This is a genomic window from Nonomuraea sp. NPDC026600 (genome assembly GCF_040638335.1).
Taxonomy (GTDB): domain Bacteria; phylum Actinomycetota; class Actinomycetes; order Streptosporangiales; family Streptosporangiaceae; genus Nonomuraea.
Map to the genome: position 1 here is coordinate 48705 of NZ_JBEZYD010000019.1, position 25097 is coordinate 73801.

At 67.5% G+C, this 25097-nt stretch carries 28 protein-coding genes and 1 pseudogene; 12 read left to right on the forward strand and 17 right to left on the reverse strand.

What is annotated here, in order from left to right:
• Positions 1–10: 10 nt before the first annotated feature.
• Together AB0F17_RS35755 and AB0F17_RS35760 are read right to left on the reverse strand one after the other, a co-directional pair.
• Positions 11–1186 (reverse strand): C45 family peptidase, encoded by a 1176-nt coding sequence (locus tag AB0F17_RS35755; protein WP_358031909.1) that lies wholly within the window; start codon positions 1184–1186, stop codon positions 11–13.
• A 243-nt stretch (positions 1187–1429) separates the two neighbouring features.
• On the reverse strand, positions 1430–2524 hold the full coding sequence (locus AB0F17_RS35760) for an aldo/keto reductase (protein ID WP_358031910.1): 1095 nt from the start codon (positions 2522–2524) through the stop codon (positions 1430–1432).
• Between the two features lie 156 nt (positions 2525–2680).
• Here AB0F17_RS35760 and AB0F17_RS35765 point away from each other — a divergent pair, with 156 nt between their 5' ends.
• Complete coding sequence (locus AB0F17_RS35765; RefSeq protein WP_358031911.1) at positions 2681–3394, forward strand: TetR/AcrR family transcriptional regulator; 714 nt, start codon at positions 2681–2683, stop codon at positions 3392–3394.
• Here the strand turns inward: AB0F17_RS35765 and AB0F17_RS35770 are convergent, their stop codons facing one another.
• Positions 3395–3763, reverse strand: coding sequence for a hypothetical protein (locus AB0F17_RS35770; protein ID WP_358031912.1), 369 nt, complete (start codon positions 3761–3763; stop codon positions 3395–3397). It abuts the gene before it with no gap.
• Between the two features lie 234 nt (positions 3764–3997).
• Here AB0F17_RS35770 and AB0F17_RS35775 point away from each other — a divergent pair, with 234 nt between their 5' ends.
• Both AB0F17_RS35775 and AB0F17_RS35780 read left to right on the forward strand, forming a co-directional pair.
• On the forward strand, positions 3998–4930 hold the full coding sequence (locus AB0F17_RS35775) for a DUF4143 domain-containing protein (RefSeq protein WP_358031914.1): 933 nt from the start codon (positions 3998–4000) through the stop codon (positions 4928–4930).
• Between the two features lie 50 nt (positions 4931–4980).
• Positions 4981–5400 carry a GNAT family N-acetyltransferase gene (locus AB0F17_RS35780; RefSeq protein ID WP_358031916.1) on the forward strand — a complete coding sequence of 140 codons (420 nt, stop codon included), beginning with the start codon at positions 4981–4983 and terminating at the stop codon, positions 5398–5400.
• A gap of 60 nt (positions 5401–5460) precedes the next feature.
• On the opposite strand, the gene AB0F17_RS35785 is transcribed toward AB0F17_RS35780, so the two are convergent.
• From AB0F17_RS35785 to AB0F17_RS35820, 8 genes are read right to left on the reverse strand one after another with little or no spacing between them, the layout of a single operon-like run.
• Positions 5461–6390 (reverse strand): aldo/keto reductase, encoded by a 930-nt coding sequence (locus AB0F17_RS35785; RefSeq protein WP_358031918.1) that lies wholly within the window; start codon positions 6388–6390, stop codon positions 5461–5463.
• On the reverse strand, positions 6387–6692 hold the full coding sequence (locus AB0F17_RS35790) for an L-rhamnose mutarotase (RefSeq protein ID WP_358031919.1): 306 nt from the start codon (positions 6690–6692) through the stop codon (positions 6387–6389). Before AB0F17_RS35790 ends, AB0F17_RS35785 begins: the two co-directional genes overlap by 4 nt.
• Positions 6692–7696 carry an ABC transporter permease gene (locus AB0F17_RS35795; protein WP_358031920.1) on the reverse strand — a complete coding sequence of 335 codons (1005 nt, stop codon included), beginning with the start codon at positions 7694–7696 and terminating at the stop codon, positions 6692–6694. Before AB0F17_RS35795 ends, AB0F17_RS35790 begins: the two co-directional genes overlap by 1 nt.
• Positions 7693–9174, reverse strand: coding sequence for a sugar ABC transporter ATP-binding protein (locus AB0F17_RS35800; protein ID WP_358031921.1), 1482 nt, complete (start codon positions 9172–9174; stop codon positions 7693–7695). Before AB0F17_RS35800 ends, AB0F17_RS35795 begins: the two co-directional genes overlap by 4 nt.
• Positions 9174–10196, reverse strand: a complete 1023-nt coding sequence (locus AB0F17_RS35805; protein WP_358031922.1) for a sugar ABC transporter substrate-binding protein — start codon at positions 10194–10196, stop codon at positions 9174–9176. The genes AB0F17_RS35800 and AB0F17_RS35805 overlap by 1 nt, the downstream gene beginning before the upstream one ends.
• A gap of 51 nt (positions 10197–10247) precedes the next feature.
• On the reverse strand, positions 10248–10982 hold the full coding sequence (locus AB0F17_RS35810) for an SDR family oxidoreductase (protein ID WP_358031923.1): 735 nt from the start codon (positions 10980–10982) through the stop codon (positions 10248–10250).
• Entirely contained in the window at positions 10979–12286 is a 1308-nt protein-coding gene (locus tag AB0F17_RS35815; RefSeq protein ID WP_358031924.1) for an L-fuconate dehydratase, read from the reverse strand. Before AB0F17_RS35815 ends, AB0F17_RS35810 begins: the two co-directional genes overlap by 4 nt.
• A complete protein-coding gene (locus AB0F17_RS35820; RefSeq protein WP_358031925.1) occupies positions 12283–13128 on the reverse strand; it encodes a fumarylacetoacetate hydrolase family protein in 846 nt (281 codons plus the stop codon). The genes AB0F17_RS35815 and AB0F17_RS35820 overlap by 4 nt, the downstream gene beginning before the upstream one ends.
• A 730-nt stretch (positions 13129–13858) precedes the next feature.
• Here AB0F17_RS35820 and AB0F17_RS35825 point away from each other — a divergent pair.
• The 5 genes from AB0F17_RS35825 (at position 13859) to AB0F17_RS35845 (ending at position 16964) form a co-directional block, all read left to right on the forward strand.
• Positions 13859–15046, forward strand: a complete 1188-nt coding sequence (locus AB0F17_RS35825) for a cytochrome P450 (RefSeq protein WP_358031927.1) — start codon at positions 13859–13861, stop codon at positions 15044–15046.
• A gap of 170 nt (positions 15047–15216) precedes the next feature.
• A complete protein-coding gene (locus tag AB0F17_RS35830) occupies positions 15217–15690 on the forward strand; it encodes a carboxymuconolactone decarboxylase family protein (RefSeq protein ID WP_358031928.1) in 474 nt (157 codons plus the stop codon).
• Positions 15691–15733: 43 nt separating this feature from the next.
• Complete coding sequence (locus AB0F17_RS35835; RefSeq protein WP_358031929.1) at positions 15734–16099, forward strand: hypothetical protein; 366 nt, start codon at positions 15734–15736, stop codon at positions 16097–16099.
• A 107-nt stretch (positions 16100–16206) separates the two neighbouring features.
• Complete coding sequence (locus AB0F17_RS35840; RefSeq protein WP_358031930.1) at positions 16207–16641, forward strand: cupin domain-containing protein; 435 nt, start codon at positions 16207–16209, stop codon at positions 16639–16641.
• A 104-nt stretch (positions 16642–16745) separates the two neighbouring features.
• Positions 16746–16964 carry a hypothetical protein gene (locus AB0F17_RS35845; protein ID WP_358031933.1) on the forward strand — a complete coding sequence of 73 codons (219 nt, stop codon included), beginning with the start codon at positions 16746–16748 and terminating at the stop codon, positions 16962–16964.
• A 39-nt stretch (positions 16965–17003) separates the two neighbouring features.
• Here the strand turns inward: AB0F17_RS35845 and AB0F17_RS35850 are convergent, their stop codons facing one another.
• Positions 17004–17612, reverse strand: coding sequence for a DUF559 domain-containing protein (locus tag AB0F17_RS35850; RefSeq protein WP_358031935.1), 609 nt, complete (start codon positions 17610–17612; stop codon positions 17004–17006).
• Positions 17613–18124: 512 nt separating this feature from the next.
• On the opposite strand from AB0F17_RS35850, the gene AB0F17_RS35855 reads away from it, so the two are divergent.
• The 3 genes from AB0F17_RS35855 (at position 18125) to AB0F17_RS35865 (ending at position 20838) form a co-directional block, all read left to right on the forward strand.
• A complete protein-coding gene (locus AB0F17_RS35855) occupies positions 18125–18256 on the forward strand; it encodes a hypothetical protein (RefSeq protein WP_358031938.1) in 132 nt (43 codons plus the stop codon).
• 93 nt (positions 18257–18349) lie between these two features.
• Positions 18350–20233 carry a RiPP maturation radical SAM C-methyltransferase gene (locus AB0F17_RS35860; RefSeq protein ID WP_358031940.1) on the forward strand — a complete coding sequence of 628 codons (1884 nt, stop codon included), beginning with the start codon at positions 18350–18352 and terminating at the stop codon, positions 20231–20233.
• Positions 20230–20838: a DUF5825 family protein gene (locus AB0F17_RS35865; protein ID WP_358031944.1), complete on the forward strand. Its 609-nt coding sequence runs from the start codon at positions 20230–20232 to the stop codon at positions 20836–20838. Before AB0F17_RS35860 ends, AB0F17_RS35865 begins: the two co-directional genes overlap by 4 nt.
• Before the next feature lie 98 nt (positions 20839–20936).
• Here AB0F17_RS35865 and AB0F17_RS35870 read toward each other — a convergent pair.
• Both AB0F17_RS35870 and AB0F17_RS35875 read right to left on the reverse strand, forming a co-directional pair.
• Positions 20937–21050 (reverse strand): annotated as a pseudogene (locus AB0F17_RS35870) (IS630 family transposase); the annotation flags it as partial.
• A gap of 76 nt (positions 21051–21126) precedes the next feature.
• A complete protein-coding gene (locus AB0F17_RS35875) occupies positions 21127–21978 on the reverse strand; it encodes an LLM class flavin-dependent oxidoreductase (protein WP_358031947.1) in 852 nt (283 codons plus the stop codon).
• Between the two features lie 75 nt (positions 21979–22053).
• Between AB0F17_RS35875 and AB0F17_RS35880 the strand changes: the two genes are divergently transcribed.
• Positions 22054–22518 (forward strand): MarR family transcriptional regulator, encoded by a 465-nt coding sequence (locus tag AB0F17_RS35880; RefSeq protein ID WP_358031950.1) that lies wholly within the window; start codon positions 22054–22056, stop codon positions 22516–22518.
• On the opposite strand, the gene AB0F17_RS35885 is transcribed toward AB0F17_RS35880, so the two are convergent.
• The 3 genes from AB0F17_RS35885 to AB0F17_RS35895 all read right to left on the reverse strand — a co-directional run bounded on the left by AB0F17_RS35885 (position 22515) and on the right by AB0F17_RS35895 (position 24995).
• The gene (locus AB0F17_RS35885; RefSeq protein ID WP_358031952.1) at positions 22515–23345 is read right to left on the reverse strand and encodes an SRPBCC family protein; all 831 of its coding nucleotides are present in this window, start codon (positions 23343–23345) and stop codon (positions 22515–22517) included. The genes AB0F17_RS35880 and AB0F17_RS35885 overlap by 4 nt on opposite strands.
• Positions 23338–23895, reverse strand: a complete 558-nt coding sequence (locus AB0F17_RS35890; protein WP_358031955.1) for a helix-turn-helix domain-containing protein — start codon at positions 23893–23895, stop codon at positions 23338–23340. Before AB0F17_RS35890 ends, AB0F17_RS35885 begins: the two co-directional genes overlap by 8 nt.
• Positions 23896–23972: 77 nt before the next feature.
• Entirely contained in the window at positions 23973–24995 is a 1023-nt protein-coding gene (locus tag AB0F17_RS35895) for a GDP-mannose 4,6-dehydratase (protein WP_358031958.1), read from the reverse strand.
• Positions 24996–25097: the final 102 nt, after the last annotated feature.

A 25097-nucleotide genomic window follows, 5' to 3' on the forward strand; every position in this document is an offset into this window, starting at 1 on the left:
CCGGCGATCTTCACCCCCGTAGGGCACCGACCGGTTCCTCGGGCGTGAAGTGCAGGGCGGGCACGGCGTCGGGTGTGAAGACGTCGTCCAGGCGCCAGCTCGCGTAGCGGTGCTCGCACGGCGGGCCGGACGCGATGGACAGGACGCGCTCGTCGAGGTCCATCACGATCGAGTACACCGTGGTGGACAGGTCCGCCTGCGCGGCGTCCGGGTCGCGGTGGCGGCAGATCCCGTCGGGGAAGGAGAAGTGGTCGCGCAGCGCGGCCACGATGTCCTCGACGGTCAACGCCCGTACCCGGGCCGCGTCCTCCAGCAGATGGCGGACCCGCGCGGGCCGCAGCAGCGTCAACGCCGAGGCCGCCACCTTCTCATCGTGCAGCGGGAGCGGGCACTGGAAGTGGTTGGAGTGCGCCAGCAGGCCGTCCTCCGGCAACAGGTGCCCGAACACGCCGGGCGCCACCTCCAGATCGATCGCCTCGCCTCCGGCGTCGGCGATGAGCACGTTCCCCGAGGAGACGCGGGTGACGTTCAGCGTCCTGCGCAGCGCGATGCTCATGCGCGGCGCGTTCAGCACCCCGCGCAGCAGATAGTGGTACGGCACGCCCGCGCCCCCGGTGTCCCGGTCGGAGACGAGCAGGTTGGCGCAGACCCCGAGGCCCGCGGAGTTCAGACCGCTCTTGGCCAGCATGCCCGCCTCGGCCAGCGTGAACACCGAGAAGCCCTCGGTGTCGCGGGTCGCCAGCAGGAACGTGACGGGTCCCTGCTCGGGGTGCCAGTCCCAGTTCTGCGCGAGCAGGGTGTGGTCGTCGCGCGTGTACTGCGGCAGCACCGCCAACGAGGTGCAGCCCTCGTCGTGGTAGCCGGTGCCGTAGAGCAGCTCGGTGCGCGCGTTGAGCGCCGTGATGTGCTCGACGCGCCTGCCCGCGCCCTCGGCCAGGCCCTCTATCATCTCCGCGATCGTCCGGTCGTAATCGCGCGCCACGCGGAGATAGGTGGCGCCCCAGCGCAGCACGTCCGCGTCCGACAGCCCCGCGTCGTCGCGGAACCTGCGCAGGTACGTCGCCAGGCTCCGCTCGACGAGGTCGCTGGTCCTGCGGCCGATCTCGGCCCCCATCTCACGGGGCGTCCCTTCGACGGCGACGAGCGGCGGGCCCGCCGCCGGGTTGGGCTGACCGAACTCGATCATGTTTCCTCCAGTCGTCGGCACACGCTGCGCACCTAGAAGCTGCCCTGGTTGAGCACCCCCATTACCGGCCGGTCCAGAATCCGGGATTGGCCGGGGATCCGGACGGCAACCGATTGCGCGGTACCGGGCGGGCCACGCACCGAATGTGACCGAGGCTGTACCACGCCGCTATCGGCCGGCTCAGTCCCAGCACCTTGCCGACGGTCGCGGCGCCGCGTCGTCAGGCGCGGTCCCGCCCGTCGTTCACCAGTTGCGTACGGCCGGAGCGTATCCGGCCGGCTTGTCCCCGACCTTGACGCCAGGACTGATCAGCCAGCTCTGATAGTCCGGCGTGAACATCTGGTAGACCGACCGGGGCGGCACCGCGCTCGCCTCGTCGAGCTTGGCGCGCAGCTCGTCCGGTAGCTCGAAGTCGAGGGCGGCCAGGTTCGCGGCCAGCTGTCCGGTGCTGCTCGCCCCGGCGATCGCGGCGGCGATCCCGGGCTGGGTGGCGACCCAGTTGACGGCTACCTGCGCCATCGTCACGCCGAGCTCGCCCGCGACACTTTCGAGGGTGGCCAGCAGCCGCCATTCGCGGTCCGTCCGCGAGCCTCCGGCCGCGCCCGCGTCGCCGCTGAGCCGGCCCTCCCCGACCAGGCCCTGGTCGCCGTGCCGGTACTTTCCGGTGAGGAAGCCGCCGCCGAGCGGGCTCCACGCGGTGATGCCCAGGCCGAGGCTCTGCCCCATGGCCACGTGCTCCGTCTCGATCGTCCGGTCGATGAGGGAGTAGGGCAGTTGCAGGGCGACCATCGGCGCCAGGGAGTGGGCCTCGGCGTAGGTCTGGGCGCGGGCCGCGTACCAGCTGGGCACGTCCGACAGGCCGGCGTACCGGATCTTCCCGGCCCGGGTGAGATCGTCGAGGGTCCGTACGACCTCCTCAACCGGGGTGATCCGGTCCCAGGTGTGCATCATGAACAGGTCGATGTAGTCGGTGCGCAGGCGGCGCAGCGACGCCTCGACGGCTCTGATCATGTGTTTGCGGCCGTTGCCGCCCGCGTTCGGATCGCCGGGGTCGACGCTGTTGGTGAACTTGGTGGTGATCACCACCCTGTCGCGTACTTTCGCCTCCGCGACGAGGCCGCCGAGAATCGTCTCGCTCTCGCCGGCGGTGTAGAAGTCGGCGGTGTCGATGAGGTTGCCGCCCGCTTCGAGGTAGCGGCGGAAGATGGGCCGGGCCTCCTCCTCGGTCTTGCCGTAGGAGGCATGAAAGCCGCCGGTGCCGAAGTTCATCGTGCCGAGCGCCAGCCGGCTGACGCGCAGCCCGGAGCGTCCCAGCAGGTAGTAGTGGTTCATGGACATGGGAGTGTCACTCCGTTCGTGAGCAGCGGGGACGCACCTTCCGCGCCGCGCCGGTCATCAGCCTGCGAAATCAAAAATGGACTGTCAAGTCCAGAAACCGGAGGCGCCACGCCGAAGCTAGTATGGACTGGTTGGTCCAGTTTCTGGAGGGAGCACATGCGCACGCTGACCCGTAAGGGAGCCGCGACCCGGCAGCGCATCCTTGACGGCGCGGCCGCGCACATCCGCGAGTACGGCGTGGCCGCCACGGCCCTCGACGACGTGCTGGCCAGGACCGCGACGAGCAAGAGCCAGCTGTTCCACTACTTCCCCGGGGGCCGGGAGGAACTGCTGCTCGCCGTCGCCCGCCTCGAAGCCGACCGCGTACTGGAGGACCAGCAGCCCCAGCTCGGCGAGCTCACCTCCTGGCCCGCCTGGCGGTCGTGGCGGGACAAGGTCGTCGACCGCTACCGGCGGCAGGGCCGTCTGTGCCCGCTCAACGCGGTCACCTCGCAATTGGGCGGCGCCACACCGGGCGCGCAGGCCGTGGTCACCGAGCTGATGCGGCGCTGGCAGGCCGAGATCGCCACCGGCGTGCGGCACATGCAGGCCGCCGGCGAGATCGACCCGGCCCTCGACCCCGACCGGGCCGCGGCCGCCCTGCTCGCCGGCATCCAGGGCGGCGTCCTGATCCAGATGTCGACGGGCGAGACCACTCACCTGGAGGCCGCCCTGGACATGGGCATCGCCCACCTCCGTGTCCGGCCAAGAACCGCAGATGACGATCGTGGCGGCGGCGCCGCTGAACGTGAAGCGCCGCCGGACCCTCATGGGGCCGGCGGCGTGTGGCCTCAGCGGCCGGAGATCAGGTCTGGAGCTGAAGGCTCATGATCACATGCACGCGTCGGGGCGGGCTGAGAGGACGTCGAAGCCGAAGTTCTCGACGGTCTCCCCCGGCGCGACTTCGCGGCTGTCGCCGCTGAAGCCGGGCGCCGAGAAGAAGCACCAGGCGTCGGGGGTGTTGTTCGCCGCCCAGACGATGGGCGGGTCGATGAAGGGCTCGTCGTTGAAGAGGAGCTTGAGCGCGCCTGCCGCGGTGTAAGCACACACCGCGACAATTCTGGGGCAGGGCCGCGGGGCGACGGCTTGGGCGGTGGCGGCGGTGGCTGCGGTGGGGGCGGCGGAGGCGGGTAGGGCCAGGCCGACGGCGGCCGTCGCCGTGGCCAGCAACACTGCGGCTGTGCGGAGGAGGGTCGTCACGGGGGTTCCTTTGCTGAGTGGGAGCGTCTGCAGTGGCAGACACCACTCAACAGCAGAATGTAGTTATATGACAACACAGAGTGACGAAAGCCTGGCGTTCGTGCTCACCTGCTCCCTCAACAGACCCCTCACATACCTCGGCCTCCCGATTCCCGGCTGACGTGAGCATCGAGAGTCCCGACATGCTGGGTAAACCACGGCCAGTGCGTCACGATCAATGCGGGCCGTTATCTCTTGACCGGCTCGTCCCGCCTGCTGGGTCTACGAGGACTGCCCGACACGCTTCCCGGACGGATGGAGACCATCCAGCTCTGGCCCTTCTCCCAGGGCGAGATCGACGGCACTCCCGACGGCTTCGTGGATGCCGTTTTCGCCGAAGGCGCCGCACTGCATCACACGTCCAAGATTTCGCGAGGCGACTACGCCGAACGACTCGTCAGAGGCGGTTTCCCCGAGGCTGTCGCTCGGCCGACCGCCAAGCGTAGGCAGCACTTCTTCGACTCGTACGTAGGCGAGCTGATCGCCCGCGATGTCAGCCAACTGACCGAGATCGAACGGACCACCGAAATGCGGGCCCTGGTTCGGCTGGTCGCGGCCCGCTCCGGTCAGCTCCTGGTCGGCGCCGGGCTGAGCAACGAGCTCGGCATCTCGGCCAGCACCGTCCGCCGCCACCTCGCCCTGTTGGAAGAGGTGTTCCTGATCAAACGCATCCCCGCGTGGTCGAGGAATATCAGCAGCCGGGCCGTCGGAACGCCCAAAGTCGCCTGCGTCGACTCCGGCATTGCCGCGAACCTGGTCGGCGCCGACCCGCGCGGCCTGGTCCGACCGGGCAGCCTGTTCGGCCCCTTGTTGGAGGGGTTTGTCCTGATGGAGCTCGCCCGCCAATTGACGTGGTCGTCGGAAAGAGTGGAGCTGTTCCACTTCAGGACCAAGGACAAGGTCGAAGTCGACGCGATTCTCGAGAACCGGCAGGGCCAGGTGATCGGGATCGAGGTGAAGGCGGCCTCAACCGTACGAGGTGAGGATTTCAAAGGACTGAGGCATCTGGCCGACCGGCTTGGGGGCGACTTCGTCGCGGGGCTCGTGCTCTACATCGGCGATCAGACCTACTCGTTCGGTGACCGGATGCGGGCGATGCCGGTGAGTGCGTTGTGGGAGATCGGTTAGGGGATACTCCGGGGATGCGTATTTCCGAAATATCGCCCGAAGGTGAGTCGGTGGGACCCCGGTTGCTGGCCGTTCAGCATGCCGCTTATGCGATCGAAGCGAAGATCATCGGCGATGATCGCATTCCTCCGTTGAGTGAGACGCTCGAGGAGTTGCGGGCGCGGCCGTTGAGGTGGGTGGGGGCGTTCGACGAGGGTGAGCTGTTGGTGGGGGCCATCGCGTGGGACGAGACGGTGGATGAGGTGGACATCGACCGGCTGGTGGTCGATCCCGGGGCGCATCGGCGGGGGGTGGGCCGGGCGCTGGTCGAGGAGGTCATGAGCCGGGCGGATGGCCGCAGGATCGTGGTGTCGACCGGCCGGGACAACACTCCGGCACGGACGTTGTACGAGCGGCTGGGGTTCGTGGGCCTCGACGAGGTGGAGGTGATCCCGGGGCTGTGGATCGCCAACTACGCCTACGACGGCTGAGCCGGGCCACGCTCACGGCGGCTGAGCCGGCCACGTCAATGGCGGCTCAGCCGACGCCGGCTAGCTCGATCGTGGGAGAAGGTCCTCGGCCTCCAGTTCCGACCACAGGTTGTCGGGGACCGGACGATCCCAGAGCGCGGCGTTGGTCGCGATCTCCTCCGGTGAGCGGGCGCCGATGACGATGGAGGCGACCGCCGGGTGCCGGTGCGGGAAGGCCATGGCCGCCTGCGGGAGCTCCACGCCGTACCTCTCGCAGATCTTGGCGATCCGTCCGGCGCGGCTGAGGATCTCGGTGGGGGCGGGCTCGTAGTCGTAGGTGCCCGCGGGGGTGGAGGTGGCCAGCAGGCCGCTGTTGAAGACGCCCGCCGCCAGCACGCGTACGCCCCGGTCGGCGCAGGCGTCGAGCAGCGGGAGCCCCGACTGGTCGAGCAGCGTGTAGCGGCCGGCCAGCATGACCACGTCGATGTCGGTCTCCTGGACGAACCGCAGCGGCACCTGCCACTGGTTCATGCCGATGCCGACCGCGCCGATCACACCCTGCGAGCGGAGTTCGGCCAGTGCGGGGTACGCCTCGGTGAGCGCCTGGTCGACGTGGTCGTCCGGGTCGTGGATCAGGGCGATGTCGACGCGGTCCAGGCCGAGCCGTTCGAGGGACTCCTCCAGCGATCTCCGTACGCCGTCGCGCGAGAAGTCCCAGACGCGCTCGAAGGCAGCCGGTACGTCGAAGCCCTGCCCGTCCCGGCCGCCCCCGCCGGAGGGGACGAGCAGGCGGCCGACCTTGGTGGAGAGCACGTAGTCCTGGCGACCGGCGAGGGCGGCGCCGAGGCGGCGTTCCGACAGGCCGACCCCGTAGTGCGGGGCCGTGTCGAACAAGCGCACGCCATGAGCCCAGGCGGCGTCCACGGTCGCGCGCGCCTGCTCGTCGCTGACCGCCTGGTAGAGCCCGGCGATCGGCGCCGCCCCGAAGCCGTGGTGGGGCAGCTTGATCACGTCATCTCCCAGACCAGGGCGAGAGTTCCGGCGCCCTTGTCGAAGTCGCCGTCGAGCAGCCGGTTCATCTGCACCTGCCACGCCTGGTCGGCGGGATCGTCCTTGAGCGCCGCCTGCAGCGCGGCGTAGTCGTCGACCTCGACGAAGTGGAACAGGTCGAGTCCGTCGCGGAAGATGCGCCAGGAGTGCACACCGTTCGCCCGCATGACCGCGTCCAGTTCGGCGGGGATCTGCGCGTGCTCCCGGTCGTACGTCTCCTCGTTACCGGGTTTGAGCCGGGTACGCAGTGCGATCCGTTCCATCAGTCCTGGGCCTTTCCGCCAGCGATGCGGCTGATGATGAGAGCGATCAAGATGATGCAGCCATAGACGACCGGCTGCCAGAAGCCGGAGACGCCCTTGAGCGTGAGGATGTTCTGGACCAGGCCGATCACCAGCACGCCGGTGAGCGCGCCGAGGATCGTGCCCTTGCCGCCGTCCATGCTGACGCCGCCGATGACGGCCGCGGCGAACACCATGAAGATCCAGCCCACGCCCTGGTTGGAGCCGATGGCGCCGAGCCGCCCGGTCTCCAGGACACCGGCCAGCGCCGCCAGCGTGCCGCCGAGGATGAACACGCCCCAGAGCACCCGGTCCACCCGGATGCCCGCCGCCCGCGCCGCGTCGGCGTTGCCGCCGATCGCGTAGAGCGCGCGCCCGAGCCGTAAGTAGCCGAGCCCGGCGATGCCCGCCGCGAACAGCACGGCCGCGATCCAGATCGCCGCGGGCAGGCCGAACCAGACGGCGCTGCCCAGGTAGAGAATGGATTCGGGCAGCTCGAACAGCGTCTTGCCCTCGGTCGGGCCCAGTTGCAGGCCGTGCACGATGATCAGCATGGCCAGGGTGACGATGAACGCCGACAGCTGAAACTTGATGATCAGGAACCCGTTGAACACCCCGATCGCCGCCCCGACCAGCAGGCAGAGCGGGATCACCAACGGCCCGGGCAGGCCGAGCCCGAACCCGCCGGCCGACGCCGGGATCACCAGCATCACCGCGATCGCCGGGGCCATGCCGACCGTCGACTCCAGCGACAGGTCGAACTTGCCGGCGATCAGGATCAGCGCCTCGGCCAGCACCAGCAGCGAGATCGACGCCTGCTGCTGGAGCACGTTCGTCAGGTTGCCGACCGACAGGAAGATCGGGTCCAGGAAGGCGCCCACGACGAGCAGGATCAGGATCACCGGCACCAGCGTCAGGTCCCGGAACCTGGCGAGGCGCACGCGAGGGGGTGGCGCGGTCAGTGTGGTCACTCTTGTCGTGGTCACTCTTCGATGCCTTCCATCACGGCCACGAGCTCGTGGTCGGTCCACCCACGCGGCACATCCTTCACGACCCTGCCGTGGAACATCACCAGCACCCGGTCGCAGATACGCAGGTCGTCGAGCTCGTCGGAGACCAGCACGGCCCCCGCGCCCCGCTCGACCGCGTCCTCGACCGCGCCGAGCAGGGCCTGTTTGGCCTTGACGTCGACGCCCGCGGTCGGGTTGATCACCACCAGCGCGGCCGGGTTGTCGACCAGCGCCCGGGCGAACACCACCTTCTGCGCGTTTCCTCCTGACAGGTCGCCGACGGGCTGGTCGGGCCCCTCGGTCTTGATGTCGAGCTCCTTGATCAGTTGTACGGCCTTGCTCCTGCGTCTCGCCGGTGAGATGAGGCCGTACCTGCCGAGCTTGCGGGCGATCGGCAGCGTGCCGTTCTCCCCGACCGACAGCAGGGGGACGAAACCCTCGCGGTTGCGGTCCTCGGGCACGAAGCCAAGGCCCGCGCCCAGCGCGGCCGGGACGTCGCCCGGTCTGACCCGGGTGCCGTTGACCGTGACCGTGCCCGAGTCGGGTTTGTGCAGGCCGACCAGGGTCTCGGCCAGGCCCACCTTGCCGCTGCTGCCGGACCCGGCCAGGCCGACCACCTCGCCTGTCCTGACGGCCAGATCCACCGCCTGGAAGCGGCCGGCCAGCGACAGGCTCTCCGCCGACAGGACCACGGTGCCGCTCGCCGCGCCGCGGGTCCTGGCCTCGTACGCCGTCGTGGCCTCGCCCGTCATCGCCGACACCAGCTCGTCGTGCGGCAGGTCGGCGACCGGTCTGGTCATCACCTGCCGGGCATCGCGGAAGACCGTGACACTCTGGCAGATCTCGTACACCTCATCGAGGTGGTGGGAGATGTACATCATCGTCACGCCCTGCTCGCGCAGCGCCCGCATGCGGGCGAACAGCCGCTCGATGGCCGGGCCGTCCAGCCGGGCGGTCGGCTCGTCGAGGATGATGAACCGCGCGCCGAACGACAGCGCGCGGGCGATCTCCACGAGCTGGCGCTGTTCGACGTTGAGGTCACTCGCGAGTGCCTCGGCGTCCACGTCCACCTCGTACGTGCTGAGCAGTTCGCGGGCCTTTGCCCGGAGTGCCCGCCAATTGATCATGCCGTTGGCGGTCTGGCGGTTGAGGAACAGGTTCTCGGCGACGGTCAGCGCCGGGATGATCGTCGATTTCTGGTACACACAGGCGACCCGCTGCCGCCAGGCGTCGCGATCGGCGAGGGCGGGCGCCGCCTCTCCCGAGAACAGCACCTCGCCCTCGTCCGGCCGCTGGAGCCCGGTGAGGATCGACACCAGGGTGGACTTTCCCGCGCCGTTCCTGCCGACGAGCGCGTGGGTCTCCCCTTCGGCGATCGTGATGCCCGCGCCGTTCAGCGCGACGGTCGGGCCGAAGCGCTTCACGATATTTCGGGCTTCAATGTGATTTTTCATCACTTGACCTGGTTGCCCCAAAGGCTCTTGTCGTCCACATTGTCCTTCGTGACGAGCGGGGCGGGAAGCTGGTCCTCCAGGCCGTTCGGCAACTGGATGATCGTGCTGTCGTGGTCGGTCGGTCCAGGCTTGAAGGTCTTGCCGTCGATCGCCGCTTTCGCGTAGTAGAGGGCGTACTTCGCGTACAGGTCGGCGGGCTGTGACACCGTCGCGTCGATCTCGCCCTTGCGGATCGCCTCGAACTCCTGCGGGATGCCGTCGTTCGACACCACGTACACGTGCTTGGCGTCGGCCGGCGGGACGAGCAGGCCCTTCTGCTTCAGCACCTGCAGCGTCGGGGCCAGGTGCACGCCACCGGCGTGCATGTAGATCCCCTTGATGTCAGGGTTCTGCTCCAGCCTGGTCTGCAGCATGGACGCGGCCTTGCTGCCCTCCCACTCGGTCGGCTCCTCGAAGACCGTGATCCCGGGGAACTTGCTCTTCATGCACTCGCGGAACGCCTCGGCCCGGTCGCGCCCGTTGATCGAGCTCAGGGAGCCCATCAACTGGACGACCTTGCCCTTGCCGCCGAGCTTCTCGCCGAGAAACTCGCAGGCTTTCGTCCCGTACGCCCGGTTGTCCGCGCGTACGACCATGTAGACCTGACCCTTGTCCGGCCTGGTGTCGACGGTCACGACGGGGATCTTCTTGTTCGCCAGCGTCTGGAGGGTCGTGGCGATCGCGCCGGTGTCCTGGGGGGCCATGACGATCGCCTTGGCCCCCTGGCCGATCAGCGCCTGAACGTTGTTGACCAGCTTGGTCACGTCGTTCTGCGAGTTGGTGGCGGGCATCAGGTCGACCTTGAGCTCGCCGGCCATCTGCGGGACGTACTTGATGTAGGAGTTCCAGAAGTCGGAGTCGGCGCGCGGGTGGTCGATGCCGATCTTCCCGCCGCCGCCTCCACCTCCCGTCTGAGCTCCGGAACCACACGCGGTGATGACCGCGAGGAGGGCCGCGCCTGCGGCTAAAGAACCGAATTTCATGGTGGGGGGTTACCTTCCTCGATTGCCTTGCCTGCCCGGCCCTCGAATGCCCTAGTTGACCGGCCGCAGCCGGAGCCCCTGCATGCCGCCGTCGACCGCGAGCGAGGTCCCGGTCGTGGCCCCGGCCTCGGGGCCGGCCAGGTACGCGATCGCCGCGGCCACCTCCTCCGCGCTGACCAGCCGGCCCATCGGCTGCCTGGCGTTGAGCGCCGCCCGCTCCGCCGCCGGGTCGTCGGCCGAGTCGAGCAGCCTGCCGACCCACGGGGTGTCCGCGGTGCCCGGGTTGACACAGTTGACCCTGATGCCTTCCCGTACGTGATCCGCCGCCATCGCCAGCGTGAGCGACAGGACCGCGCCCTTGGTGGCGCTGTAGAGCGCCCGGTTCGGCAGGCCCGCGGTGGCCGCGATCGAGCACGTGTTGACCACCGCCGCGTGCTCGGACTGCCTGAGGTACGGCAAGGCCGCCCGGGTCACGCGGACCATGCCGAAGACGTTGACGTCGAACGCCTTCTGCCACTCGCTGTCCGGGTTGTCCTCGACAGTGCCCTGTGCTCCGATGCCCGCGTTGTTGACCACCACGTCGATGCCGCCGAGCCGCGCGGCCGCCTCGGCCACGGCCGCGCGTACGCCGGCGTCGTCCGTGACGTCCACCTTGATGCCGATGAACGGGTCGCCGGGCGGGTTCACGTCGAGGCAGGCGACCTTCATGCCGCGCTCGGCCAATAACGTGGCGGTGGCCAGGCCGATGCCGGAGCCGCCGCCGGTGACGATCGCTTTGAGACTCATGCGTCCCTCCAGACCTCGCCGCCGGGGAAACTGTGGGCGGCGATCGATTCGGGGTGCATCGCCGCGCTGAAGCCCGGCGAGGTGGGGGCGGCGTAGCGGCCGTCCTGGATGACCACGGGGTCGACGAAGTGCTCGTGCAGGTGGTCGACGTACTCGATCACCCGGTTCTCCATCGTGCCGCTGACCGCCACGTAGTCGAACATCGACAGGTGCTGCACCAGCTCGCACAGCCCGACGCCGCCGGCGTGCGGGCAGACCGGGATGCCGAACCTGGCCGCGAGCAGCAGGATCGCGATGTTCTCGTTAACACCGCCGACCCGAGCCGAGTCCAGTTGCAGGTACGAGATCGCCTGGGCCTGCAGGAGCTGCTTGAACACGATCCGGTTCTGCACGTGCTCGCCCGTGGCCACCGGGATGGGCTTGATGCCCGCGGCGATGGCGGCGTGGCCCAGCACGTCGTCGGGGCTGGTCGGCTCCTCCACCCAGTGCGGGTTGAACTGTTGGAGAGCGTTCACCCAGTCGATGGCGGCGGGCACGTCCCAGCGCTGGTTGGCGTCGATCGCGATCGGGAAGTCGGCCCCGCACACCTCACGGGCCACCCGGAAACGTCGGATGTCGTCGTCGAGGTCGGCGCCCACCTTGAGCTTGATCTGGCCGAAGCCCGCGTCGAGCGCCTCCTTGCACAGCCTGCGCAACTTGTCGTCGTCGTACCCGAGCCAGCCCGGCGAGGTGGTGTAAGCGGGGTACCCCTCACGCTTGATGCGTTCGATCCGCTCCCCCTTCCCCTTTTCGCCCTTTTTCAGGATTTCTAGGGCTTGTTCGGGCGTCAGGACATCGCTCAGGTAGCGGAAGTCGACGAGATCGACGATCTGCTCGGGCGTCATCTCGGACAGCAGCAGCCAGAGCGGCTTGCCCGCCCGCTTCGCCTTCAGATCCCACAGCGCGTTGACCACGGCGGAGATCGCCATGTGCATGACGCCCTTCTCGGGGCCCAGCCAGCGCAGCTGCGAGTCGTAGACCATCTCCTCGTAGAGGGCGCCCAGGTCCTCGACGTCCCGGCCGATCACGTAGGGCTCGAGGGCGCTGATCGCCGCGGTCTGCACGTCGTTGCCGCGCCCGATGGTGAACGCGAACCCGTGCCCCGCGTAGCCGTCGTCGGTCTTGAGGACCACGTAGGCGGCGGAGTAGTCGGGGTCGGGGTTCATGGCGTCGGAGCCGTCCAGCTCGCGGGACGTGGGGAAGCGGATGTCGTGCGTCTCCATCTCCACGATCCGGTAGCCGCTGGGTGTGGTGGGAGTCGTCATGCCTGGCCCACCGTCTGGCGCTGGCGGCCGAGGCCCTCGATCTCCAGCTCCATCACGTCACCCGCCCGCAGGTACGGCTGGCCGGGCATCCCCATGGCCACCCCGGCCGGAGTGCCGGTGTTGATCACGTCACCCGGATCGAGCACCATGAACTGGCTCAGGTACCGGACGATCTCCGCCACATCGAAGATCATGTTCTTCGTGACGCCGTCCTGACGCACCTCACCGTTCACCGACAGCCGCATGGCCAGATTCTGCGGGTCGGGCACCTCGTCGGCGGTCACCAGCCACGGCCCGAGCGGATTGAACGTCTCGCACGACTTGCCCTTGTCCCACTGGCCGCCCCGCTCCAGCTGGAACTCGCGTTCGGAGACATCGTTGGCCACCGCGTACCCCGCGATGACGTCGCGCGCCTCCTCCCGGCTGCCCAGGTAGCGGGCCCGCTTCCCGATGATGACGGCCAGCTCCACCTCCCAGTCGGTCTTCAGGCTGCCCCTCGGCACGAGCACCTCGTCGTACGGGCCGACCATGGTGTTGGCGGCCTTCATGAAGACCACCGGTTCCGCCGGAACCTCCGCGCCGGACTCGGCCGCGTGGTCGCTGTAGTTCAGGCCAATACAGACGATCTTGCCTGGCCGCGCGACAGGAGCGCCGACACGCAACCCTTCGGCCGCGATGACCGGCAGCGCATCGCGCTCGAGCGCGTCTCGGACGCGCGCCACTCCCCCGGAAGCGAGGAAAGCCCCATCGATCTCGGGCTCTCCGATGTCGCGCAGGTTACCGGCGCCATCCATCACCACCGGGCGCTCCTGGCCGACAGGTCCTACTCGCAGCAGCTTCACACCGCATCCTTAAGTCATACATCGGATGTATCTAGCCCGATGCTGGTCGGCCTCGATGGGACCTGTCAAGCCTTCACGCGCCGATACATCGGATCCGTGAGATCGAGCTGACGGCGAAGCCGCACTACAAACGGTTGCAGCATCCAGCCGACAGCCGACATTCCTCGCAGATTCATCACATCCTAGTCGCATACATCGGATGGCATAGCGTCCACATACCGGACTCCTTTCGCCTGCGCAACCGATAGATCCTCGGATGTCTAGCGCGAATCACTAGGCGGAGCCGAGGCCATCCACCCCGCAGCCTTCCCCATCCGCCTCCACCACATGCCTCGCTTAACGGGTAAATCTCCCTAAAAGAGCCCCAAACACCCGATGAATCCGGCCAACCCGGCCCAGGAGATGAAATCGTTTACGACATACGCGCCACCGGACCAGGGGCGAGCGGACGAGGGTCGCCCACGACGCGGCCGGGAGCGGGCAGATCGGCGGACGAGAGGGTGGGAGGCGGACGACTGAACCGATGGGTGGACGAGTTAGCATGATCACGGATTGACTGGACAAAAGGCGACCTCCCCCAGCGCGCTTGGGGTTGTCGTGAGCCGGGTGGCAGGGGTCGGGATGATGGCGGGGCGGGCGGTTGACTGAGGCGGCGGAGCGTAATAGAACACGTTTCAACAAGATGCTTAACCAAGCGCTTGATCACTCCATAGGCCCGAGGTGAGTTCGAGTGCATATTGACCTTGTCGACCAGGACCACTACGCGACCTCCGGCCCACCACACGAGCAGTTGCGCTGGCTGCGCGCCAATGAGCCCGTATACCGGCACCAGGACGAGCCCGACTTCTGGGCGGTCACCCGGTATGAGGACGTCGTACATGTGTCCCGGCACTCGGACCTGTTCTCCTCCTCCAGGAAGCTGGCGCTCTTCAACGAGGTCACCGAGGAGCAGCGGGCACTGCAGCGGCTGATGATGCTCAACCAGGACCCGCCGGAGCACACGCGCCGACGCTCGCTGGTCAACCGGGGGTTCACACCGCGCACGATTGGAGCGCTCGAACAGCACATCCGGGACATCTGCGACGACCTTCTCGACAAGTGCTCGGGCGAGGCGGACTTCGTCACCGAGGTGGCGGCCCCGTTGCCGCTCTACGTGATCTGCGAACTGCTCGGCGCCCCGGTCACCGACCGGGACAAGATCTTCAACTGGTCGAACCGCATGATCGGCGCGCAGGACCCCGACTACGCCTCCTCCCCGGACGAGGGCGGCGCGGCGGCCATGGAGGTGTACGCGTACGCCAACCAACTGGCCGCCCAGCGCAGGGCGAACCCGCGCGACGACATCGTCACCAAGCTCATCCAGCCCGACGAGAAGAGCGGCGAGACGCTCGGCGAAGATGAGTTCGACCTGTTCGTCCTCTTGCTGGTGGTCGCCGGCAACGAGACCACCCGCAACGCGGCCTCCGGCGGGATGCTCGCGCTCTTCGAGCATCCCGAGCAGTGGCAGCGGCTCGTGGCGGACCCGGGCCTGGCGGGGACGGCGTCCGACGAGATCGTCCGGTGGGTGTCGCCGGTGAACCTGTTCCGGCGCACGGCCACGGCGGACACGGTGCTGGGCGGGCAGCAGATCGGCGAGGGCGACAAGGTCGTGGTCTTCTACTCGTCGGCGAACCGGGACACTTCCGTCTTCCCGGACGCCGAGGTGTTCGACATCGGCCGCGACCCGAACCCGCACATCGGGTTCGGGGGCGGCGGGGCGCACTTCTGCCTGGGCAACCACCTGGCGAAACTGGAGCTGCGGGTGCTGTTCGAGCAACTGGCCCGGCGGTATCCACGGCTGCGGCAGACGGGTGAGGCGCGGCGGTTGCGGTCGAACTTCATCAACGGCATCAAGGAACTGCCGGTCGTCATGGGGTGATGGCCAGTCAGACGTTCGGCCGACTGGTCCTCATGGGGTGATCGCGAGCCAGCCGGCCTGTAGACGCGGGCTCGTACCGCGTCTGCTCTGCGGGGGCGTTCCTGTCACAACTTGCCGGGCTGTCCTGTCTAGACGGACGTAACCCCACCAACAACGGCAAGGAGTACATCGTGGATGCCCGCTTGAACCTCTTCGGCAACCCGATCGCAGGCAAGGTCCTGAAGCACATCATCTCGGCGGACAAGGTGATCGTGGACTCGACGCTGCCGGCCGCGACGCGGGAACTGGTGAAGCTCCGCGCCAGTCAGATCAACGGCTGCGGTTTCTGCACCGACATGCACACCAAGGACGCCGCACACGCCGGAGAGACCTCGGTACGCCTCAACCTGGTCGCGGCCTGGCGGGAGGCCACGGTGTTCACCGACGCCGAGCGCGCCGCCCTGGAGCTGGCGGAGCAGGGCACCCGCATCGCCGACGCGGCCGGTGGCGTCACGGACGATGCCTGGGCGAACGCCGCCAAGCACTACGACGAGGACCAACTCGCCGCCCTGGTATCCCTCATCGCCCTCATCAACGCCTTCAACCGACTGAACGTCATCACCCAGCAGCCCGCCGGCGGCTACCAGCCCGGCCAGTTCGGATAACGAGCAGCATCTGGCCGCTCTGATGCATGCCTTCCTCCACACGATGGCGGTATCGGTCGGCTGCGTCCTGACCCTCGCTCCGGCCCTGCTGACCGCCGCCTGGCTCTGCGGCTCCCCCTCCCGCCGCGCGGAGACCGGTCATCACATCCAGGACTTCGTGGTCATGTCCCTCCTCTTAGTGCTGACGGCGTTCAGCGGGCCTGCTCCCGCCGGCGCTTCGTCTGGGCACGCGCATGGAGGCGGGTCACTGGCCACGGTGGCCCTGGTCATCGGGCTGGCCTGGACCTGCGCGCGGCTCATCCGCGTCCTGACTGAACGGGGCGCGGATCCAAGGGCGCTCACCCAGCAGGATGCGTGCTCGGCGGGAATGGCGGCCAGCATGGCCTTCATGGCCATGCTGGCCCTCTGAACTGCGCGAATGAGATTTCCAAGCGTTGTCACACATCGAAGTGCTGTCTTGTCTGAGCTGGTGAACGGCCGGATCGAGCCGGCCACTGTCCCGCGAAGGGAAACCCCATGAAAACCGATCACACCCACCACCTCGACAACTCCGACAAGAGCGGCCCGCCGCCGAAGCTCGACGTGGTCGGCACCGTACCGGGGGCGCCGCCCGCGCCGGCGGGAGCCGAGGCGATGACGATCCTGGTCACGTTGCCCCCGAACAGCCCCGGTGCGCCGCCGCACCGCCACTCCGGACCCGCGTACGGGTACGTGATCAAGGGAGCCGTCAACTTCGAGCTCGAAGGCGACCCCGTGCGGGTCGTCCGGCCCGGTGAGACGTTCTGGGAGCCCGGTGGGGACGTGATCCACTACCAGGACGGCAACCACCTCGCCGACGAGGAGTCACAGTTCGTGGTGACGATGTTCTGCGCACCGGGGCAGCCGATGCTGATCCCGGTCAGCCCGGAGGAACTGGAAGCCCGGCGAGACCGCCGCGCGCCGCGGTCATGACCAAGGTTCCGCTGACCGCGCTCGTTCGCGATCACCTCACGCTCGCCCGTGAGGCGGACAGTGGCCGCAGTGCCACCACTGTCCACGGTGGACACGATCGTTCGTTGCGGCAGACCGTGATGGCGTTGCGGCAGGGCGAGCACATCCACGAGCACGAGCATCCTGGCGAGGTCACGGTGCAGGTGCTGCACGGGCACGTGCGGCTTGTCGCCGGGCCTGACTCGTGGGACGCGCTGCCGGGCGATCTGCTGATCATGCCCGAACACCGTCACCGCGTGGAGGCCGTCCAGGACAGCGCGTTCCTGTTCACCACCGCACGCTGAAAGTCGAAGAAGGGCGGGAACCGGATACGATTCCCGCCTTCAGCGTTGCCGGCGGCGGCGAGCGGCCCTGATGCGGGCGAGGATGCGGACCGTCTGGCGAGCGCCTGGTTGCCAGCCCTGCTGGATGAGGGTGTCCGCCACCTGATGGAGGAGGTCGGCGGTCTGGCCGGGGAAGACGTCTCGGCGGACGGCGATGATCCGCCAGCCGAGGCTACGTAGCTCCGCGCGGCGTCGCTCGTCGTGGAGTTGGTCGGCGGACGACGTGTGGTGTTGCTGGCCGTCGTATTCGACCGCCACCCGGAAGTCCGGCCAGCCGAGGTCCAGGTAGGCGAAGCGGTCGTCCGCCAGGGGGACGCGGATCTGGGTGGTGGGTCTGGGGAGGCCGCCGTCCACGAGGATCACACGGAGCCAGCTCTCCCGGGGTGAGCCGGCGCCCTGGTCGGCGAGGCTGAGCGTGTCGCGTAGGTGCCATGAGGTGGACTGGTGCCAGAGGGCCTCCAGGTCCACTCCGCGACGGAGGAACTGGTCCAGGGCGGCCACAGCCTCCATGCGGGGAAGCCAGCGGACGCAATCGAGGGCTGTGCGTTCCTGGGTGGTGAGGCGGACGCCCTTGTGCTCCGTGATGTCGGCGGCGGGCAAGGTGGTCACGTGGGTGACGCAACCGGGGATCGCCAAGTGGCCAGGGGCTATGAGCTCTACCGGCCAGTCGTCTTCGGTGGCATCGGAGCTCAGTACGTGCAGACCCCAGATATGGGCGGCCGTCCGACGGCACGCGACCGCCTGTGGGACGGACCTTGTGACGCGCCGGGTGCGTTCCACCAGAGAGGGCTGCAAGGAGGACTTTGCCGACGGGGAGGGTTCCGGGAGGGGTTGGTTCACGCTGTCCAGGATGGATGAGAGCCCATGTGATGGTCGGCGCCGAATCGGGTTCTGTGGATGGGCGGACAACTGCCAGTCGTCATGGGCTGATCACCAGCCAGACGATCCTTCGGTCAAGCCGGCGGTGCGGCACTCGGCCGTCTGATCGGACAGCGAGCCCCACAGGATGTAATGGGAGGGGTTGCCCTGGACTCGGGGCAGTGTCATCCTGGATCAAGGTCATCCTGGGCCAAGGGCGCGCAAGCAGTATGTGCCTCAATTGGCAAGAAGAGGGAATGAGCATGGAAAAGAAGATCGTCGACAACGATCCGCAGAGCCCCAGCGCTGATGCTTTTCAGATGTTTCCCCACGTGAAGAGGCTCACCGTACATTCCAAGGGGAACAGCAACGGCGAAACGGCCAACAGCAAATAGCCTCACGCATCCCCAGAATGGACACGGCTCCCCGCAGAAACGACTGCGAGGAGCCGCTTTTTTATGCCGCAGCAGCCTAATCAAGGAGAGGCGATGCGAGTTGCTCTTGTTTCCATGCCCTGGGCGTCGATAGACGCGCCATCCCTTGCGCTAGGAATTCTTACTTCGCGGCTTCACGAGGCTCTGCCAGAGGTCGACGTGGAGACACACTACGTCAACATCGCATGCGCCGAGTGGATGCGGAGCATTCTACCCGAATCAAGCGGTGAGGACTATGATTTCTTTGCGCTGAGAAGCTATTTCAAGGGCTGTGGCGACTGGGTGTTCTCCTCGGCCCTGCACGGCACGCGCGAGTGGAACGTCGAGAGCTTTGCCGAGCAGATGAACGGAAAGATCTCACCCAGAGACTACGACATCTGCATGCGCTTGCATGCCGCCGCTCCGGAATTTATCGATGCCCAGGCCACGTCGATTTCGGCCACCAAGCCCGACCTGGTCTGCTTCACCTCGACGGTTCAGCAGAACGTGGCGTCCCTGGCGTTGGCACGTCGGCTGAAAGAGATCATTCCAGACGTCCGTTGCGTCATGGGAGGTGCAAACTGCGATGGGGACCAGGGCGCAGGGTTTCATCGCGTGTTCGAACAGATCGACTTCGTCGTACGCGGTGAGGGAGAGCGGAGCTTCCCAGAGCTCATACGCCACCTCATGACCGACACGGACCTCACGGACATCCCCGGGCTCTGCTGGCGAAAGGGAGAAGAGTCGGTCGTCAATCCCATGTCGGACCGTCTGCTGACGCCTGCAGAGATGCCGGCTCCCAACTATGACGCCTACTTCTCGCGGATCGAAACCACCAGCGTATCGTCCTGGTTCGAGCCACGGCTGGTCCTCGAGTCCGCTCGTGGGTGTTGGTGGGGTGAGAAGCACCATTGTACGTTCTGCGGCCTCAACGGCTCGATGATGACCTTCCGAAGCAAGCCTCCCGAAGTATTCTCCCGTGAGCTGGAGGACCTGGCACGTCGGCACAAGGTCATGGACTTCTACGTAGTCGACAACATCCTGGACATGAACTATCTGAACACCGCCGTGCGAGAAATAGCGGAGCGAGATCACGACTTCCGAATCCATTATGAAATCAAATCAAACATGAAGATCCACCAACTGGAGCTGCTCCGCGACGCGGGAATAGTGTCCATCCAGCCGGGAATCGAGAACCTGAACGCGACTGTGCTCCGCATCATGGACAAGGGCGTCAGCGGGGTGCAGAACGTTCGTATGCTACGGGACGCAGAGAGCCTCGGCGTCTCCGTGTCCTGGAACTATCTATTCGGATTTCCGGGCGAATCGGAGGATCACTATCTCCCCGTCATCGCCCAGCTTCCGCGCCTGCATCACCTGCAACCGCCAGGAGGTGCGTCACGCATCGCTCTTGAGCGCTTCAGTCCCTATTTCGACAGGCCCGAACTCGGGTTCGCGGCCCGGCGACCGCACCGCCAGTACACGATGATCTATGACCTCCCAGAGTCGGACCTCTATGACATCGCCTACCTCTTCGACACGCCTGACAAAGGAATCGAACGCGCAGTGGTCGAGGCACTCGAAGAAGCTCTCGTCGTGTGGGACCAACAGCACCACTCCAGTACCTTGACTCATCAGGACGTCGGCGAGGCCATTCTCCTCACGAACACCAGGCCAGACTTCGACTGGCGCCAGGTCGAGCTCCGAGCACCCGAAGAGGTCCTCCTCTTCCGCATGCTCGACCAGCCGCGCACGGAGGCCGTTCTGCGTGCCGCGCTGGGCGACGTCGGCTCCCCCCTGGAAGCCGACACCGACACGACGGTCAGAAGAATCCTCGCGGAATGGCAACGCCTCGGATTGGTCTTCACCGACGAAGGGCGCCATGTTCATGTGGCCACCACCGTCGAGAACCAACAGCTCTGCCGCATCACCCGTCACGCCGAAGAGGCCGTCGCATGACAGACGCGTCCGCACCATGGCGAGCGGACCGCGCCAACCAAGCCGACTGGCTGAAGGTCCGCATGCGGGACGCTGTCCCGTTCCCCGCCGGGGACCTCTATCGCTCCGGGGTCCGCACCGTAGAGCTCGACCAGCCTGTCGACCTTGCCACACCCTCGTCACCGGATTGCCGGGGGCTGGACATCGTGCGGCTGGCAACCGCTCGTGGCATGCGCGTGATCTGGGAAGTCGGCGCGACGTCACCGTCCATCGGCGCCAACGAGCTGAGTCACCTTCACCCGCCTCGCCGAATCGGCGACGACCCTGACGGACCGAGCCAGATCGCAGCCTGGTGGGAAGGGTTCTACCTCGGGCGATGCTGCTGGCGGCAAGGGCCGGGGTTCCTGCAGATACGTGACCGCCGGGATCGCCGGCTGGTCAAGTACACGCTGACCGAACCGGACCTGATAGCCGCTCTACACGAACTCGATCAGGGGAATCACAGCGTGTCCGCCGAGGCTGTCAGGCCACTGCTGGAGGAGCGGCTCGTCCTGGCGATGGGCGAGCTGTTCTGGCTGGCCCCGTACCGCATGGTCCGCTGGCCAGACCCGTCGATGACGGTGTGAGAGGGCGTTTGATTTAAGTAGATTGCGGCTTATTTCCTAGTGATGAGGGTGTCCGTTCATGCCTGTGATTGATCAGGCGGTTTGTGGTGGCAACCCGGTGCCCAGCCGGAGCCGGGCTGAGGGCGGATGAACAGCGGCCCGAACTGGTCGAAGGCGAAGCACCGCTGCGGGAAGCGGATGGTGACCTCCTCGATCCGGTCCAGCTTGGCGTCCAGGATCGGAGAAAGGCCGGGCAGTAGTGGGCGCCGAACCGGGTTCTGTGGATGGACGAGCAGCCATCCACAGCGGCTACGCCGTGGATGCTCGCAACACCGGGAGGACGTCAGTGGCCAGCCGTTCCATCTGCCCACGGAAGTCCGCCCCCGCAGGCATGAGATTCAACGAGGTGAACCCCAGCCGCACCAACCCCAGCAATCCCTCGACCACCTCCTCCGCCGACCCCGCCACCACCGAAGGCGAGTCCGAGGTCCCGCCGACCAGAACCGGCACGTTGTACACGCACTCCACCTCCCGCCCCACCCGATCAGCAGACGCCAGCACCCGCGACCGCATCTCCGCCGCCACCGCAGGCGGCGCGAACCCCAGCGACGGGATCCACCCGTCCGCCAGCTCCCCGGTGGCCGCCAGTGCCCGGTTGCCGTAGGTGCCCAGCCAGATGGGGATCGGACTGACAGGCTTGGGCTCCAGCGCGGCATCCAGCGTGTGATACCGGTTGCCCTGGTAGCTGAACGACGGCGACGACCACAGCCCGCGGATGATGTGGATCGCCTCCACCATGCCGTCGACCTTCTCCCGCGGTGTCGGCACGCCCAGCCCGAAGGCCCGGAACTCCTCGTCCGAATAGCCGCCGCCGAGTCCCAGAATCAGCCGTCCCCCGGAGAGCCGGTGCAGGGACTCCGCCATCTTGGCCACCATCGCGGGCGGCCGGTACGGCACCCCGAGCACCCGCGTGGCGACGCGGATCCGCGAGGTGGCGGCGGCGATCCAGGTGAGCAGGGTCCAGATCTCGTACGTCGGCGACGTGCCGCACGGATGGTCGGACGTCGACACGAAGTCGAACCCCAGCTCCTCGGCCAACCGCGCGTCGCCGACCGGATCAGCGCCCGGAGCCGCCGAAGCCGAGATACCCACACCGAACATGCGCGCCCGCCCCTCAGATTTGGTTTACATGGAACCTAGAACGAGTTTGGTTACACGTCAACTAGTCTGGGAGGCATGGGTGACCCGCGCTGGTTGGATGAGGCCGAGTTCCGAGCCTGGCTCGGCTACCGCCGGATGCGGCTGCTCCTGGACGCCCAGGTGAACCGTGATCTGCTGCGGGATTCGGGGTTGTCGGCCCCCGACTACGATGTGCTCTCGTCGCTGTCGTCGGCCGAGGGGCACCGAGGGCGGCTCACCAAGCTGGCCGAGCGGATGCTGTGGTCGAAGAGCCGGCTGTCGCGGCACCTCTCACGGATGGAACAACGCGGCCTGGTGACCCGCGAGGAGTGCGAGACGGACGGCCGTGGCGCCGTGATCGTGCTGACCGAGGAGGGGCTGCGGGCCATCGAGGCGGCGGCCCCCGATCATGCGGAGTCGGTCCGCCGCCACTTCATCGACCTGCTGACTCCGGAGCAGATCGACGTTCTGGGGGCCGTAGCGGCGACCGTACTGACCCACCTGGGGGAGGAGAACAGTTAGGACACCCAGATGGGAGTCCAGCCGGCCACCTCGTGGAAGCGGCGCAGCTCGGAGAGCCCGGACAGGATGCCGCACCAGCCCGCGTACGGCGACCGGCCGAAGCCGCTCTGCACCAACGTCAGCCGCGTCTTGCCGCCGGACTCCGCCAGCTCCCAGGTGCCGATCCCGACGCCGCCCCAGTCGACGGACAGCCGGCGCCCCGGCTCCAGCTCGACGATCTTCGCCGGATCGGGGTTGTTCGCCAGGCCGCCCATGGCGTAGCGGCCGCCGACCCGCGGCTCGATCTCGATCGGGAACCCGAACCAGGCGGTCACCGCCTCCGAGTCGATCAGCGAGTCGAAGACCTTCTCCGCGGAAGCGGCGATCAGCACCTCCGCCCGCAGGTCGGAGGAGGTGAAGTCGGCCTTCGGGGTGAGCGGGCGGCCGTCGAGGTGCTCGGCCAGGTTCGCCAGCATGAGGCACCAGTACGTCTGGATCACCCCGCGGATCGTCGTCTCGCTGAGCGCCTCCTGGAAGTCGAAGTGGGTCTGCGAGACCGACACGATGGTCGTCTCGGGACCGTCCTCCTCCAGGCCGAACTCGACCGTGGTGTCCACACCGTCCAGCAGCCAGGAGAACCGCACCGTGTGGTCATCGACGTGCAGGGGCCGCTGGTGCGGCGCGTCGCCTTCGGGGGTGAAGCGCCCCCAGAACGCGTAGCGGTCCGGCAGGTCCACCTCGGCGTGCTCGGCGAGCCAGAGCCGCATCGTCGCGGCGTCGGTCAGCGCGTGGTGCACCTCCTTCACCGGTGCCTGGACACGGGCGCGGACGGTCATCGGCTCACTCATGTTCGTCTCCCTTGGGGTAGCACGCTACGGCGAGCTTGAAGGCGTCACCTTCCGCTCCGCCGTACCTCGTGAACAGGTCTTGCAGCATCCCCTGCAGCTCGTGCAGGAACTCCTGACGGTCCTCGGGGCGCACGTGGATCTCCCCCGACAGCCCGATCGACGGCAGCTCAGTCGCGGTCCTGTCGAGTCCCGCGATGTCCGCCTGAACCTCTTCCATCAGGTCCAGCAGGTAACCCAGGCTCAGCTCGTCCTGCACCGTGCGCAGGCCGATCCGGCCGACCAGGCGGGGTGACAGCCAGTACGAACGCGCGCCCGCCTGGTAGATGCCCTCGTGGACACCGCGCACCTTCCGCTCCGACACCAGGTCGACCAAGCCCGCGTCCACCAGCCGTTTGACGTGGTAATAGACGCGCTGTGGCGTCTGACCGAGCCGGGCCGCGACCTCTGTGCAGGTGCCTGGCTCGGCCAGTTGCCGCAGCACCTCGACGCGCTGCGGCTTGAGCAGCGCCTCGGCCTGCTCGATCTGCTCTAGGTACAGGACATCTTTCATCGCAAAAATCATCCTTTACGTAAAACAGTATTTTGTCAATAGGGCATGCTCGAAGGAGCACCGGCGATCGGGGTGGATCAGGGCCAGGAACTGTCCTGGTCGGGGTCGCCGCCGTTCGACAGGAGGCGGAGGTCGGACTCGACCATCGTCGCCACCAGTTCGTCGAACGGCATCGTCGGCTCCCAGCCGAGCTGCACCCGGGCCTTCTTCGGGTCGGCGCACAGCAGGTCGACCTCGGCGGGCCGATGCAGGGCCTGGTCGGTGACCACGTACTGCTCCCAGTCCAGGGAAGCCGCCGTGAAGGCGGCCTCGACCAGCTCACGGACCGACTTCATGCGCCCGGTGCCGATCACGTAGTCCTCGGGCGTGCCGGCCTGGAGCATGAGGTGCATGGCCCGTACGTAGTCGCCCGCGAAACCCCAGTCCCGCCGGGCCTCCAGGTTGCCGAGCCGGAGCTCGGTGTCGAGGCCGAGCTTGATGCGCGCCACGCCGAGCGAGACCTTGCGGGTGACGAACTCGGCGCCACGCCGGGGCGACTCGTGGTTGAACAGGATGCCGGAGACCGCGTACATGCCGTAGGACTCGCGGTAGTTCTGCGTGAGGAAGTGCCCGTACGCCTTGGCCACACCGTACGGCGAGCGCGGGTGGAAGGCGGTGCGCTCCGTCTGGGGCGTCTCGCTGACCTGGCCGAACATCTCCGAGGACGAAGCCTGATAAAAGCGGATCTGGCCGGAGGCGGGGCCGCCACGCGACACGCCCGAGCACACCCGGATGGCCTCCAGCATGCGCAGCACGCCCATCCCCGTCACCTCGGCCGTGAGCTCCGCCTGCTCCCACGACATGGGCACGAACGAGATGGCACCCAGGTTGTAGACCTCGTCGGGCTGAACCCGTTCCACCGCCGAGATCAGCGACCCCTGGTCGAGCAGGTCGCCGCGGACCACCTGAACGTCGGTCAGCAGCTTGCGCATCCGCGACACGCGCGGGTTGGCCTGGCCGCGGGCCAGCCCCCACACCTCGTATCCCTGACCGAGCAGGTACTCCGCCAAATAGGAACCGTCCTGGCCGGTGATGCCGGTGATCAGAGCGCGCCTGGCCAAGGGGTCCTCCCACTATCACGACCGCGTCCGTTTGGACGGGAATGTACAGCTAAGCGCCTCGATACAGCGCCCAAGACTCCTAGAACACGTTCCACCGAACCA

Coding starts and splice junctions, on each gene's coding strand:
- AB0F17_RS35880 (WP_358031950.1), top strand. CDS start 22,054: ATGGGTGACCCGCGCTGGTTGGATGAGGCCGAGTTCCGAGCCTGGCTC.
- AB0F17_RS35810 (WP_358031923.1), bottom strand. CDS start 10,982: ATGAGTCTCAAAGCGATCGTCACCGGCGGCGGCTCCGGCATCGGCCTG.
- AB0F17_RS35885 (WP_358031952.1), bottom strand. CDS start 23,345: ATGAGTGAGCCGATGACCGTCCGCGCCCGTGTCCAGGCACCGGTGAAG.
- AB0F17_RS35755 (WP_358031909.1), bottom strand. CDS start 1,186: ATGATCGAGTTCGGTCAGCCCAACCCGGCGGCGGGCCCGCCGCTCGTC.
- AB0F17_RS35865 (WP_358031944.1), top strand. CDS start 20,230: ATGACAGACGCGTCCGCACCATGGCGAGCGGACCGCGCCAACCAAGCC.
- AB0F17_RS35815 (WP_358031924.1), bottom strand. CDS start 12,286: ATGACGACTCCCACCACACCCAGCGGCTACCGGATCGTGGAGATGGAG.
- AB0F17_RS35855 (WP_358031938.1), top strand. CDS start 18,125: ATGGAAAAGAAGATCGTCGACAACGATCCGCAGAGCCCCAGCGCTGAT.
- AB0F17_RS35790 (WP_358031919.1), bottom strand. CDS start 6,692: ATGGAACGGATCGCACTGCGTACCCGGCTCAAACCCGGTAACGAGGAG.
- AB0F17_RS35875 (WP_358031947.1), bottom strand. CDS start 21,978: ATGTTCGGTGTGGGTATCTCGGCTTCGGCGGCTCCGGGCGCTGATCCG.
- AB0F17_RS35890 (WP_358031955.1), bottom strand. CDS start 23,895: ATGAAAGATGTCCTGTACCTAGAGCAGATCGAGCAGGCCGAGGCGCTG.
- AB0F17_RS35800 (WP_358031921.1), bottom strand. CDS start 9,174: ATGAAAAATCACATTGAAGCCCGAAATATCGTGAAGCGCTTCGGCCCG.
- AB0F17_RS35760 (WP_358031910.1), bottom strand. CDS start 2,524: ATGTCCATGAACCACTACTACCTGCTGGGACGCTCCGGGCTGCGCGTC.
- AB0F17_RS35840 (WP_358031930.1), top strand. CDS start 16,207: ATGAAAACCGATCACACCCACCACCTCGACAACTCCGACAAGAGCGGC.
- AB0F17_RS35835 (WP_358031929.1), top strand. CDS start 15,734: ATGGCGGTATCGGTCGGCTGCGTCCTGACCCTCGCTCCGGCCCTGCTG.
- AB0F17_RS35805 (WP_358031922.1), bottom strand. CDS start 10,196: ATGAAATTCGGTTCTTTAGCCGCAGGCGCGGCCCTCCTCGCGGTCATC.
- AB0F17_RS35765 (WP_358031911.1), top strand. CDS start 2,681: ATGCGCACGCTGACCCGTAAGGGAGCCGCGACCCGGCAGCGCATCCTT.
- AB0F17_RS35860 (WP_358031940.1), top strand. CDS start 18,350: ATGCGAGTTGCTCTTGTTTCCATGCCCTGGGCGTCGATAGACGCGCCA.